The 12312-nt window shown below is 69.3% G+C and carries 15 protein-coding genes and 1 tRNA gene; 9 read left to right on the top strand and 7 right to left on the bottom strand.

Features of this window, described 5'->3' with window-relative positions:
• Window positions 1–286 precede the first annotated feature (286 nt).
• Window positions 287–361 (bottom strand) — tRNA-Gln (locus tag N1032_RS15000).
• 88 nt (window positions 362–449) lie between these two features.
• Here N1032_RS15000 and N1032_RS14995 point away from each other — a divergent pair.
• Window positions 450–1043, top strand: a complete 594-nt coding sequence (locus N1032_RS14995) for a DJ-1/PfpI family protein (RefSeq protein ID WP_259539958.1) — start codon at window positions 450–452, stop codon at window positions 1041–1043.
• A gap of 30 nt (window positions 1044–1073) precedes the next feature.
• On the opposite strand, the gene N1032_RS14990 is transcribed toward N1032_RS14995, so the two are convergent.
• Window positions 1074–1529, bottom strand: a complete 456-nt coding sequence (locus N1032_RS14990) for an Lrp/AsnC family transcriptional regulator (RefSeq protein WP_259539957.1) — start codon at window positions 1527–1529, stop codon at window positions 1074–1076.
• 100 nt (window positions 1530–1629) lie between these two features.
• Here N1032_RS14990 and N1032_RS14985 point away from each other — a divergent pair, with 100 nt between their 5' ends.
• Window positions 1630–2136, top strand: a complete 507-nt coding sequence (locus tag N1032_RS14985) for a DUF2000 domain-containing protein (protein WP_259539956.1) — start codon at window positions 1630–1632, stop codon at window positions 2134–2136.
• 82 nt (window positions 2137–2218) lie between these two features.
• Here the strand turns inward: N1032_RS14985 and N1032_RS14980 are convergent, their stop codons facing one another.
• The 4 genes from N1032_RS14980 to N1032_RS14965 form a co-directional block, all read right to left on the bottom strand.
• On the bottom strand, window positions 2219–2758 hold the full coding sequence (locus N1032_RS14980; RefSeq protein WP_259539955.1) for a hypothetical protein: 540 nt from the start codon (window positions 2756–2758) through the stop codon (window positions 2219–2221).
• Window positions 2748–3317 carry an RNA polymerase sigma factor gene (locus N1032_RS14975; RefSeq protein WP_259539954.1) on the bottom strand — a complete coding sequence of 190 codons (570 nt, stop codon included), beginning with the start codon at window positions 3315–3317 and terminating at the stop codon, window positions 2748–2750. Before N1032_RS14975 ends, N1032_RS14980 begins: the two co-directional genes overlap by 11 nt.
• 72 nt (window positions 3318–3389) lie before the next feature.
• The gene (locus tag N1032_RS14970; RefSeq protein WP_259539953.1) at window positions 3390–3620 is read right to left on the bottom strand and encodes a PLDc N-terminal domain-containing protein; all 231 of its coding nucleotides are present in this window, start codon (window positions 3618–3620) and stop codon (window positions 3390–3392) included.
• Window positions 3621–3722: 102 nt separating this feature from the next.
• On the bottom strand, window positions 3723–3962 hold the full coding sequence (locus tag N1032_RS14965) for a hypothetical protein (protein WP_259539952.1): 240 nt from the start codon (window positions 3960–3962) through the stop codon (window positions 3723–3725).
• Window positions 3963–4080: 118 nt separating this feature from the next.
• Here N1032_RS14965 and N1032_RS14960 point away from each other — a divergent pair, with 118 nt between their 5' ends.
• The 6 genes from N1032_RS14960 to N1032_RS14935 all read left to right on the top strand — a co-directional run bounded on the left by N1032_RS14960 (window position 4081) and on the right by N1032_RS14935 (window position 10195).
• Window positions 4081–5400 (top strand): alpha/beta hydrolase family protein, encoded by a 1320-nt coding sequence (locus N1032_RS14960; RefSeq protein ID WP_259539951.1) that lies wholly within the window; start codon window positions 4081–4083, stop codon window positions 5398–5400.
• Window positions 5401–5496: 96 nt separating this feature from the next.
• Window positions 5497–6336: a helix-turn-helix transcriptional regulator gene (locus N1032_RS14955; RefSeq protein ID WP_259539950.1), complete on the top strand. Its 840-nt coding sequence runs from the start codon at window positions 5497–5499 to the stop codon at window positions 6334–6336.
• 139 nt (window positions 6337–6475) lie between these two features.
• Complete coding sequence (locus tag N1032_RS14950; RefSeq protein WP_259539949.1) at window positions 6476–7447, top strand: SDR family oxidoreductase; 972 nt, start codon at window positions 6476–6478, stop codon at window positions 7445–7447.
• A gap of 149 nt (window positions 7448–7596) precedes the next feature.
• Window positions 7597–8436, top strand: a complete 840-nt coding sequence (locus tag N1032_RS14945) for an alpha/beta fold hydrolase (RefSeq protein ID WP_259539948.1) — start codon at window positions 7597–7599, stop codon at window positions 8434–8436.
• A 156-nt stretch (window positions 8437–8592) separates the two neighbouring features.
• The gene (locus N1032_RS14940) at window positions 8593–9837 is read left to right on the top strand and encodes a sensor domain-containing phosphodiesterase (protein WP_259539947.1); all 1245 of its coding nucleotides are present in this window, start codon (window positions 8593–8595) and stop codon (window positions 9835–9837) included.
• Window positions 9838–10066: 229 nt separating this feature from the next.
• The gene (locus N1032_RS14935) at window positions 10067–10195 is read left to right on the top strand and encodes a hypothetical protein (RefSeq protein ID WP_259539946.1); all 129 of its coding nucleotides are present in this window, start codon (window positions 10067–10069) and stop codon (window positions 10193–10195) included.
• A gap of 124 nt (window positions 10196–10319) precedes the next feature.
• Here the strand turns inward: N1032_RS14935 and N1032_RS14930 are convergent, their stop codons facing one another.
• Window positions 10320–11801, bottom strand: coding sequence for a cell wall-binding repeat-containing protein (locus N1032_RS14930; protein WP_259539945.1), 1482 nt, complete (start codon window positions 11799–11801; stop codon window positions 10320–10322).
• Between the two features lie 154 nt (window positions 11802–11955).
• Here N1032_RS14930 and N1032_RS14925 point away from each other — a divergent pair, with 154 nt between their 5' ends.
• A complete protein-coding gene (locus tag N1032_RS14925) occupies window positions 11956–12306 on the top strand; it encodes a VOC family protein (RefSeq protein ID WP_259539944.1) in 351 nt (116 codons plus the stop codon).
• Window positions 12307–12312 lie beyond the last annotated feature (6 nt).

Raw genomic sequence — 12312 nt, 5'->3', positions numbered from 1 at the left:
GGCAAGCTCTACGCTCAGGCCCCAGACAACGTGCGAAGAGACTTGATCGGAGCGTTCTTTGAGCGTTTGAACATCGAAGTCATTGATGACCCAGAGGAAACGCTGCAGGAACTACTGGTCATCTCGGGAGAGCGCACCGAAGCAAATTATGCAGTTCGATCAGTTCAGCGCACCGTGGGCATTACGGGCCAACGTAAACAACAAAGCCCCTTTGACGTAATTGCCGAAGGGGCTACTGAGCCGAATAACTGGTTCACTCGCGCTGTTGGTTCGAATAAGAACTATCTGGCTGGGGTACCTGGACTCGAACCAAGAACAACTGAACCAGAATCAGCCGTGTTGCCAATTACACCATACCCCAATGGCCCGCACCGAAGCCCGAGCCGACTGTTTACTGTAGCCCATCGAGCGGTCACCACTCAAATCGGCGAGGGCCTAACGTTGCTGGCATGACTGTGAAGACGATCGGCATCCTGTTGTTCGAGAACGTCGAAGAACTCGACGCCTTCGGTCCGTGGGAAGTGCTCTCCTTCTGGACCCTGAAACACCCCGAAGACGGCTACGAGGTGCGCATGCTCGCCGACTCGCTCGACCCGGTGCGCTGCGCCAAAGGCCTGCGCGTGCTGCCCGACACCACGCTCACCGACGCTCCCCCGCTCGACGTGCTCATCTACCCGGGCGGTCAGGGCACGCGGCCGAGACTCGAGGATGCAGCCGAGCTCGACTGGCTGCGCGGCCAGCGCGAGACCGTGCCCCTGATCACGAGCGTGTGCACCGGCGCCCTCGTGCTCGCAGCGGCCGGCATCCTGAACCGTCGGCCGGCCACGACGCACTGGCAGTCGGTCGATCTGCTCGCCGAGCTCGACCCGAGCATCGAGCTGCGGCCCGACGCGCGGTTCGTCGACGACGGCGATGTCATCACCGCGTCGGGCGTGTCTGCGGGCATCGACATGGCGCTGCATCTCGTCGATCGGCTCGCCGGGCGCGAGCGCGCCGTCGAGGTGCGCCGCGGCATCCAGTACGACCCCGCGCCGCCGGTCTGAGCGGGCCGCCGGAGCAAAGGTCGGGTCCCCTCACGCGGGCGCGATGCGGTCGTTGCGCAGGTGCTCGTAGACGACGGATGTGCGCACGTCGGCCACCTCGGGGCGCTCGGTGAGCCGGTCGATCACGAAGGCGTAGAGGCTCTCGTTGTCGGGCACGGCGACGTGGATGAGAAAGTCCTCCGACCCCGACGTCACGAACACGCCGAGGGTGTCGGGCAGCTCGCTCACCCAGTTGCGGAACGCCTCGATGTTGCGCCGCGACGGCGGCCGGATGCGCACGGCGATGAGCGCCTGCACCGGGCGACCGATGGCCGGCAGGTCGACGTCGAGACGGGCACCGCGGATGACGCCCCGCGCGCGCAGGGCACGGGTGCGATCGAGCGCCGTGGTCGGAGAGACGCCGACCGCCGCCGCGACATCACGATTGGTGCGCCGTGCGTCGGCCTGCAATTGGCGCAGGATCGCCGTATCAAGTTCGTCGAGCATCGCGATATCGCCCTCTCTGCCGCACGAAGTACGGATGGTTTGAACCAACGTCGAATCAGTGCTTATCATTCTGCTCGACCTCCGAACAGACAGGAAGCGCATGACCGACACCGACCCAGACCGTGTCCCTGACCCGGGCACCGATACCGATGTTCCCGGCTACTCGCCCGACGAGATCCGCACCGGTGAGTCGACCCGGGACGCCCGCCTCAAGTGGGTCGTCGTCGTCGACACCGCGCTGGAGCCGGGGCGCACGGTGAACGCCGTCGCCTGCGTCGCGTCGGCCACGGGGCTCGCGATCGCAGGACTAGAAGGACCGAGCGGTGCGGATGCCGCCGGCCACGAGCATCCGGGACTCCCCTGGGCGGGCTGCACCGTGCTCGGAGCCTCGGCCGAGAGGCTCGCGACCGTGCACGCGAAAGCGGTCGCGGCCCCGGGCGTCTGGATGGCGGACATGCCCCTCAGCGCGCAGACCACCCGGGTCTACGACGACTACCTCCGCGAGCTCGCGGCCACCGATCCGGCCGACCTCGCGGTCTGCGCGCTCAGCCTGGTCGGCCCGCGGGCGGCGGTCGACGCGATCGTGAAGAAACTGCGACTGCTCTAGCTCGCGCGCCCCCGATGCGCGCCTCGTCAGGGGCTGTGCCCCTCGTCGCGTCCCCATTCCCTCATCACATGCACAGCTCGCATCACATGCACAGCTCGGTCGCGCGCACGAAGTAGGCGCGCGCCTGGTCGGCCACGTCGTCGCCGCCGGCCTTATAGGCCGCCTGCAGCTGTTCGAGCTCGGCGACCTCCGTCTCGTCGAGCAGTGGATAGCAGCGGGCCGTGATCGCCGCGGCGAAATCGGTGAGACCGGCACCGAGGTTGCTTCCGCCGCTGGCAGTGCCGTCGAACTCGGAGTTGGCGAGCGCCCAGAGTTGCCCGAGCGACGCCTCGCCGGGCTGCAGCTGGTTGTTGGTGCTCTGGTCGTAGTCGGCGGGCAGGGGCGGATCGGACGGCCGGTTCGTCGAGTGCGGGATGGTGTGGAACACCCCGGTCACGTAGCCCGTGGCGACCGCGGCTCCGGCGCCGCCGATGACCAGGATCGCAGCCCCGCCGAGCAGCAAGCCGGCGAGCCCGAATCGGCGCCGCTTCTGGCGGGTCGCGGAGGCTTGCTTCAGCACGCGGCCCTTCACCGCGACGAGCATGGTCGTGAGGTCGTCGCCCTCAGGGGGGTCAGTTCTCATCGTCGATCACCACCTTGCGGAGTCGGGCGCGGGCTCGGGCCACCCGCTGCTTCACGGCGCCGACGCTCGTTCCGAGGGTGGCCGCGACCTCGTCGTAGGGCCGGCCCTCGATCAGGCACAACTGGCAGACCTGCCGATCGACGGGGTCGAGGCATCCGATCTCCGCCATCACCCACCGCAGCTGCTCGGCGGCGTCGGAGTGGTCGATCGCGCCGAGGTCGTCGGGCAGCGGCACAGACCGGTGACGGCTGCTTTTGCGCCGCTGATTGAGAGCGTGGTTGCGGCAGGTCACCAGCAGCCACGGCAACACCGAGCTGTCGACGAGCCGGATGCGGCGAGCGCTGCGCCAGAGCGTCACGAACGTGTCCTGCAGGAGTTCCTCGGCGTCGTGCCGGTTCTCGGCGAGCGCCCACGCGTATCGGGCGACCGCCGGAGAATGCCGGTCGTAAAGCGCCGACAGTGCCCGGTCGTCGCCCGACCCCGCCGCATCGACAAGGGCCGAGTCGAGCAGCGCCGCGTCACGCGCATCCGTTCGCCCCATGAACACCCCCTCACTCATGAGATGTCCCGGAACGGCGAAAGGTCACAGAACTCGTCGAACCCGTGCCGCGGCTCCCACCTCCGGTCGGCGTCAGACCGGGGCCGGCGGGTCTCCGGCCGTGGCGAACCGCCGCCCGACCGCGAACCACACGATCGACCCCAGCAGCGGAAGGATCAGCACCACCACGATCCAGATCACCTTCTCGCCCGTGGACGCGCGCGGTGCCCGCGCGATGCTCACCAGCGCCGCGATGAAGAGCACGAAGGCCGCGATTCCCACGAGGATGATGACGAGATGCCAGATGTTGAAAGAGGAGACCATCACTCCATCCTGTGCCATCCGCCCGCACTTGCGAAAGAAATCGGCTCGCGCGGCGGCCTCGAATCATAGCTCCCGCTCGACGCCTTGCCTCGCCTACTCGCGCTAGCCGAGAATCCGGATGAACGCGTTGGTCACCAGAACGGCACCGCAGACCATTCCTATGCACCCGATGACGGTCATCCCGCCGACGCTGACGACCTGTTGTCTCCCCCGCGGGTTCCACCCGAACTCGCGGTTCATGCCGTTTTGCCAGTTCGTCAATCGCGTGCGGAAGGCGACGATCAGCGCACCAGACGTGCACGTGAGAACGCCGAGAATCATCATCACGATCGTGCTGCCCATCGTGACCACCTTAAGGCGCAATCAACGAAGTGCTTCGCCGCGCCAGACCCCTCTGATCGACGATTGTTCATCGAGGGTGCGCCAGACCGCGGCGGCTGCGACCGGAGCTCGAGGCCCCTTGCTACTGTCAGGTCTCGAGTCCTACTCGGCGCGCGTGCACCGCGAAGCGGTCGCCGCAGCCGCAGGCGCCGGCATCCCCACCGGCACCTCCACCCCACCTCAACCCCCACACCCTGAGACGAGGCATCCGATGGCGACGACGCCGACGATCTTCTTTCACGACCACCTGTTCGACGACCAGTTCGCCCGAACGCTCGCGGCCGTCTACGCCGGCGCTTCCGACCTCGGCGAGGCCTTTTCGGCAGCCCGCTCCATCGGCGCCCGCGCCACCCCCGACAGCTGGCACACCGGCTGGCTGGCCCTCGCCCGACGAGTGGATGCCGCGGCGGCGGCCGCAGACGCCGCCGGCCACTCGGCGACCACCTCCGGGGCCTACCTGCGCGCCGCGGAGTACTACCGGCAGGCGTTCTTCTTCATCCGGCACGACATCGACGACCCGCGCGTGCTCGACGCCTACGCCGATCACGTGCGCACCTTCCAAGCGGCGGCACCGCACCTGCGCGCGGCGAGAGCCGAGGCCGTCGAGATCCCCTACGACGGCACGACCCTGCACGGCTGGTTCTTCGCTCCGGATGCCGCCACCCGGCCCCGCCCGACCGTCATCTCGCCCGACGGCTACGACTCGACGGCCGAAGACGGCCTGGCCTACGTGATCGGCGCCCTGGAGCGCGGCTACAACGTCGTCACCTTCGACGGTCCCGGCCAAGGCCGCGCGCTCTACCGCGAACACCTCTTCATGCGACCCGACTTCGAAGCGGTGCTCACCCCCGTGGTCGACTGGCTGCACACCCGGCCGACCGTCGACGTCGAGAGACTCGTGCTCTTCGGGCGCTCGTTCGCCGGCTACCTCGCACCGCGCGCGGCCGCCTTCGAGCACCGCATCGCCGCCCTGGTCTGCGATCCGCCCGACCCGAACCTGGGCTCGCACCTCCCCGACGGGATCGCCGAGCGCATCGCCGCACCCACCATCGACCTCGAGATGCGGCTGAGCGCCGAGAAGCGCGAGTTCTTCGGGGCGCGCATGGCCACGCACGGTCTCACCGACGTGGCCGAGTACTTCGCCACGTTGCGCACGTTCGACATGACCCCGGTCGCCGGCCAGATCACCTGCCCCACCCTGCTGGTCGAGTGCGAGGGCGACCCGCTCGCCGCCGGCGGCGGCGCTGACGCCCTGGCCGCCGCGCTGACGGCCCCCACCACCCGCATTTCGCTCTCTGCCGAGAGCGGTGCCGGCGGCCACTGCGGCGGCCTCGGCCAGAGGGTCTGGGATGCCGCGGTCTTCGACTGGCTCGACACCGTGCTCCCCGAGGTCGCCTGACCTGCGCCTCGCCGGAGGGGTGGATCGACGGGCCGTGGATGCCGCGGCCCCGACGCGGTACAAACGAAGCCCGACCCCATCAGGAAGGAGCACGCCGTGCTCGATCGCGAAGGCCTCGCCGCATTCCTCCGCCACCGCCGCGAAGCGCTGCAGCCCGAAGACGTCGGACTCGCGCGCGGCGAGCGCCGGCGAACCCACGGCCTGCGGCGCGAAGAGGTGGCCGCGCTCTGCCACATGTCCACCGACTACTACGCCCGGCTCGAGCGGGCCACCGGCCCGCACCCCTCCGAGCAGATGATCGCGTCGATCGCCCAGGGCCTGCACCTGACGCTCGACGAACGAGACCACGTCTTCCGGCTGGCCGGGCATCGCCCGCCGGCGCGGGGCACCACCAGTGAGCACGTCAGTCCCGGGCTCCTGCGCATCCTCGACCGACTCGACGACACCCCGGCCGAGATCATCACCGAGCTCGGGGAGACCCTGCGCCAGAGCCCGCTCGGCGTCGCCCTCACCGGCGACGCGACGAAGCGCACCGGCCCCGGCCGCAGCATCGGCTACCGCTGGTTCACCGACCCCGCGGCGCGAGAGTCCTACTCCGACGACGAGCGCCGGCAACTCTCCCGGCTCTACGCCTCGGGTCTGCGCGAACTCGTCGCCCTGCGCGGGCCGGCGTCACGGGCCGCGGAGCTCGTCGCACTGCTGCTCGACGACGACGACTTCCGCCGCGTCTGGAACGCGCACGAGGTGGGCATCCGGCCGCCCGACGTCAAGCGGTTCGCGCATCCGTCGGTCGGGAGCATCGACCTCAGCTGCCAGACACTCCTCGACCCCGATCAGTCGCACCGCCTGCTGGTCTACACGGCCGAGCCCGGCAGCGAGAGCGCCGCGAAGCTGCAACTGCTCGCGGTCATCGGCGCGGAGTCGATCGCGCTCTGAGCTTTTCGAAGAGCTCTCGAAGAGTCTGAGTTCGTCGTAGAGCGACCGCGGCTTCCGCAGCCGTGGATCGACAGGCCCTGGATGCCGCCACGCGCCCGTTCGAGGATGTGTGCATCACCGACCTCGACGAAGGATCCTCATGCCCCGCACCCCCGACCTCATCATCCCCGATCTGCACGGAAGGCTCGCCGTCGTCACGGGCGCCAGCGACGGCATCGGCACGGTCATCGCCACCCGACTGGCCGAGGCAGGAGCCGAGGTGATCATGCCGGTGCGCACGGCGGCGAAGGGCGAGGCCGCGGCCCGGCGCATCCGTGACGACGTTCCCGGCGCCACCGTTAGCACGCGGGCGCTCGACCTCTCGTCGCTGGAGTCGGTGGCCGCACTCGCCACCGACCTCGCGTCGGAGGGCCGGCCCATCCACATCCTGGTCAACAACGCCGGGGTCATGCGCCCGCCGCACCGGCAGGTGACGGCCGACGGCTTCGAATTGCAGTGGGGCACCAACCACCTCGGTCATTTCGCGCTCACCCTCGGCCTGCTGCCGCTGCTGCGCGAGGGCCGGGCACGCGTCACCCACCAGACCAGCGTCGCCGCCCGCCGGGGCGCGTTGAACTGGAACGACCTGAACGCCGACACCGACTACGACGTCATGACGTCGTACGGCGCCTCGAAGATCGCCGTGGGCCTGTTCGCCCGCGAACTCGACGCCCGCAGCCGTGCGGGCGACTGGGGTGTCAGCAGCAACCTCGCCCACCCCGGCATCTCGCCCACCAACCTGCTGGCCGCGCAGCCCGGCATGGGTCGCGACCGGGTGCCGCCGGAGCGCCGTCTCATCGGCCTGCTCTCGAGGGTCGGCATCGCCGGAACCGTTCAGAGCGCTGCCCTGCCCGCTCTGCTGGCCGCGACCGGCCCCGCGTCGCGCGGCGACCAGTTCTTCGGCCCCAAGCGCACGGCGGGCGGCCCGCCCACCGAGCAGGAATTCTGGCAGCCGCTGCGCAGCATGGCCGACGCTCGCCGGCTCTGGGAGGTCTCCGAGCGCCTCGTCGGTCTGAACATCGACGAACGGTCGGGAAATGCAGGCGACGAGACGGGGCAGAACCGCGCCTGATTGAACAGGTGTCGGAACATCGCGAACCCCGCCCCTCAGGGCATCGTGGCGGCGTTACGGTTGAGCCACTCGCCCCCCACCGAGGCGCGGGAATAGCCAACAGTCGTTCCGAGGCCTGGCCTCGTTCGACGTGAACACGGAGGTCGACCATGCCATTTGTGACCACAGACGACGGCGCAGAGATCTACTACAAAGACTGGGGCAGCACCGACGCCCAGCCCATCATGTTCCATCACGGGTGGCCGCTGTCGTCCGACGACTGGGACGCGCAGCTGCTGTTCTTCCTCGCCCAGGGCTACCGGGTGATCGCGAGCGACCGACGCGGCCACGGGCGGTCGTCGCAGATCGGCACCGGCCACGACATGGACCACTACGCGAGCGACGCCTCCGCCGTGGTCGAGCACCTCGACCTGCACAACGCCATCCACATCGGTCACTCCACGGGTGGCGGCCAGGTCGCGCGCTACGTCGCCCAGTACGGCGAGCCGCAGGGGCGCGTGGCCAAGGCGATCCTCGTGTCGTCGGTGCCGCCTCTCATGGTGCAGACCGACGCCAACCCCGACGGAACGCCCATCTCGGTCTTCGACGGATTCCGCAGCGCTCTCGCCGCCAACCGTGCCGAGTTCTATCAGGATGTCGCATCCGGCCCGTTCTACGGGTTCAACCGGCCCGGAGCCAAGGTCTCCGACCCGGTGATCCGCAACTGGTGGCGCCAGGGCATGACGGGCAGCGCGCTGGCGCACTACGAGGGCATCAAGGCGTTCTCCGAGACCGACCAGACCGACGACCTCAAGGCCATCACCGTTCCGGTGCTCGTCACCCAGGGCGACGACGACCAGATCGTGCCCTACAAGGATGCGTCGCTCAAGCAGCACGAGTTGCTCAGCAACTCGACCCTCAAGATCTACGAGGGCTACCCGCACGGCATGCTCACCACCCACGCCGATGTGCTGAACCCCGACCTGCTCGCGTTCATCAAGTCGTCGTAGTTCGCGGTCGTTCACGTTCGCGTTCGCGATCGCGTTCGTCGCAAGGCGCACTCCGGGGCTTCCCGGGGTGCGCCTTTCGTCTTACCGGGCGGCCCGCAGGGCGTCGAGTCGCCGGCGCGTGGGAACGGAGAGGGGCTGGAGGCCCGATAATCAAGCATGGCGCCAATTGACGACATCGTCCTCGTCGCAACCGAGTTCCAGCCGATCGTCGACATCGCCACGAAGAAGGTGGTGGCGCACGAGGCGCTCTCCCGGTTCGCCGATGCGGCCGGCGCGGTCGCCCCCGACATCGCGTTCCGTCGGGCCTACTCCGACGGTTCCGTCGACGACGTCGATGCCGAGTGCATCGGGCTGGCGGTCGACTCCGCGGCCCGGATGGGGGCCCGCCGGCCACACGAGCTGTTCGTGAACGTCGAACCGTCGACCCTCTGGCGCACGGTGCTCCCCCGGGGTCTCACGGTCGGGCCGCCCCTCACGGTCGAGATCACCGAGCGGGCACTCGGGCGCGACATCCGTCGTCTGCTCGCCGCCATCGGCCGGCTGCGCGAGCTCGGCCACGCGATCGCCGTCGACGACCTCGGGGCACAGCCGGCGACCCTCGCGCTGCTGCCCCTGATCGCGCCCGACGTGATCAAACTAGACATGGGTCTCATCAGGCAGGAACCCGACCGCAATGCGGCGAGGATCATGACCGCGATCGCCGATCACGTGGCGCATTCGGGCGCCCTCGTGCTGGCCGAGGGGATCGAGAACGAGCAGCACGAGGTGATGGCGCAGGCGCTGGGGGCGACGCTGGGCCAGGGCTGGCACTACGGCAGGCCACGACCCGCGGAGGCCGCGCGGGACAGGACGGCGGCGCCGGCGACGTCGCCGAGCGTGGCGGAACCCGGCCTCGACGTCGGGGGCGACTTCCGCGCACGCCTGGCCCGGTCCACACGGTCTGCGCCCCCGTCGCCCGAGACCCCCTTCGACATCGTCGGCGCGGCGGTCGAGCCCCGGCGCGCCAACCGGGCCCTGCTCGTGCAGGTCAGCACCTTCCTCGAGGAGCAAGCCGTGGCCAGCGGCGACAGCGCCCTCGTGCTGGCGACCTTCCAGCACACCTCCAACGTCACGCCCGCCACCGCCCGTCGCTACCGACGGCTCATCGACAGCGGATGCCTGCTCGCGGTCTTCACGGTCGGCCCCCCGACCGGTCTTCCCGACGAGGCGCAGTCCCACGTGATCGGCCCCGACGAGGCGCTGGCGGCGGAGTGGGACGTCATCGTGCTCACCGCCGATCGAGCCGCCGCACTCACCGCCCGCGAGGTCGATCCCGGCCGCCACACCGAGGGTCTGTACGACTTCGTGCTCACCACCGACCGAGCCCTCGTGACGAGGGCGGCCAGGGCCTTGATGAGCTGAGGCTCAGACCTCGATTTGTGCGGTTAACCGCAATGCGCACCGGGCGCGGGCGCGGTAACCCGCACGCTTCGCGCACACCTCTGCGTCCGGCCCCCGCTACCGGCCGACACGTGCCTACGCTCAGCGGAGTTCGTTGAAACAGGCCCCCACCCGTTCGGCGAACCCGCCCGGTCGGGCGCACCCTGTGCAGCCCGACCGGGACTCCGCACCACCCAGCAGAGAGTTCGAAGTGACCGTCTACCCCCGCATCCACCTGGCGCGTCGCCGCACCCCTCGCGCGAACCTCTTCCAGCGGATCAAGACCCGGGTGCAGTCCGAACTCAAGGCCCTGGACAGGATCTTCGACCGCATCGGTTGACTCAGGGCACGACCCCGCACCGGATCGTGTTCAGCCGTTGAATCGCCGCTTCTGCCGCGTTCAGGTCAGCCGCGTTCGGGCCACCCGCGTTCGGCCACTCGCTCCCGGGCCATCCTCGTTCTGGTCATCCGCACGGAGTGAGCGCCTGAACGCTCGAGGTGAGGGTGGCCGTGCCGCCGAGGAGGGTGACGTGCGTGACGCCCTCGCCATCGATCGCGGCGAGAGCAGCGGACGGCACGCATGCCGTGTTCGACACGAAGAGCGGTGCATCGATCGCCCCGGCCCACGCCGAACCGGAGAGCGCGTCGGGGAACTTCAGGCCCGTGGCCAGGAACGCCCGGGACGCCGTCGGGAAGGCGCGCGTGTTGATGTTCACGGATGCCGCGAACCGGTCTGCACCGCCGTCCCGCGCCACGGTGGCGATCGTCTTCAGCCCCGTCTCGATGCCCGCGCTGACCGAGTTCGGGCCTCCCGCGATCACCACGTCGGTGACATGCAGGTCGGTGAGCGTGGACGCCGTCGCCGCGTCGAGCGTCGGCGACCCACCGGCGACGAGAACCACCGGGCCCCCTCGGGTGGCTGCCGCCGGACCCGCGCTGAGGGCATCGGGGAAGTTCACGCCGGTCGCGACATACGCGGTGCTCGCACCGGATTCCCCGAAGGCGAAGTCGGCCAGGTTGCGGGAGGCTTCGTAGCGGTCCGCGCCACCGATCCGCACGGTGTCGGGCTGGATCGCCTTCAGCTTGTCGAAGACCGCGGGCGCGATCGAGTTGACGCCGCCGACCACGACGATCTGATCGGGGTCGAGGCGTTCGATCTCGTCCTCCACCTGCGGCAACAGGGAGTCGGTGGTCGTGAGCAGCAGCGGCCCACCGAGTTTCGCTGCGGCAGGACCCGCCGACAGCGCGTCGGGGTAGTTGGCGCCCGTGGCGACGAACACCACGTCGGCCGTCTGCGGATACGCGAGCTTCGAGATGTTCACCGCGACCTCGAATCGGTCGGCACCCGACACCCGGTCGACGATCCTGCCGTCGTCATCGGCGTCGTCGAGCACCCCGCTTGCGAACAATCGATCCGACCCGCCACAGCCCACTCCTGCTCCCGGCACGTTGTCACAGCTCTCGAGTTGGTAGAGCGCGACGACGAGCGACTTCGAGCGGTCGAGGGGGAACGATCCGGTGAAGTGACCGGTCTCACGGGTCGGCGACTGCGCGGCGAGATCAAGATCGAGCCATTCCTGCAACTCGGGTTGTGAGCCGATGACGGGGCTGGGGCGCACGGGGGTGTCAGCAGTTCCTTCGAACGCGAGGAAGGTCACGTCGCCGCCGTAGAAGAGATCGGGGATCGTGGGGCTCGGCACCGAGGCGTAGTCGAACTCCACGGTGACGCCCGTGTCGGTGCTCACGAAGCTCAGGTCGGTGATCGCCGGCGCCACCCAGTCGCGCGGCCCTAACGTCGGTGCGGGCGCGAGACGCACCGGCACATTCCCGTTCGGGGCGAGCGAGGGAGCAGCCGGACCTTGCGCGTTGGCGGCCATCGGGGCGCCGAGGCAGAGCACGACGGTCGCGAGCACGGCGGTCGTGATGACGGTGAAGAGCTTGGGCATGACTGGTCTACTCCTGTAGGTGAGGCCGACACCTGAACACTAGGGACAACGAGGAGCGGTCGCTGCCCCCAATCTCAGGGTGGTCGCCGCATTGAGTGCTGCCCTCGGTGTCAGAAGCCTTGACCCCCGGCGCCGCCGCTCGCGAGAATCGAGCATGGCATCCGTGGAGCATTTCGAGATTCCCGTCGACGACATCGCCCGGGCGAGCGCCTTCTATCGGGCGGTGTTCGATTTCGGCTACGAACCCTGGGGCGACGAGATGGGCATGCTGCGCACCGGCGGCGGCATCGACGGCGACCTGCATCTGCGCGGCGCCGCGCCGCATCCGACCGTCGTCATGACGGTGGATCGCATCGAAGACACCATCGCCCTCGTCGTCGAGAACGGCGGTGAGCAATTGGGCGACATCCAGCCGCTCGACGAGAACTCGCGCTGGGTCTACGTGCGCGACTCCGAGGGCAACCTGATCGGGCTCTACGACAAGATCCCCGCACACGACGCCTGACCGCCG

This window comes from Herbiconiux daphne, from assembly GCF_024979295.1.
GTDB classification, from domain to species: Bacteria; Actinomycetota; Actinomycetes; order Actinomycetales; family Microbacteriaceae; genus Herbiconiux; species Herbiconiux daphnes.
Note: the sequence above shows the minus strand (reverse complement) of the source record. Positions and strands in the feature narration are given on the sequence as shown.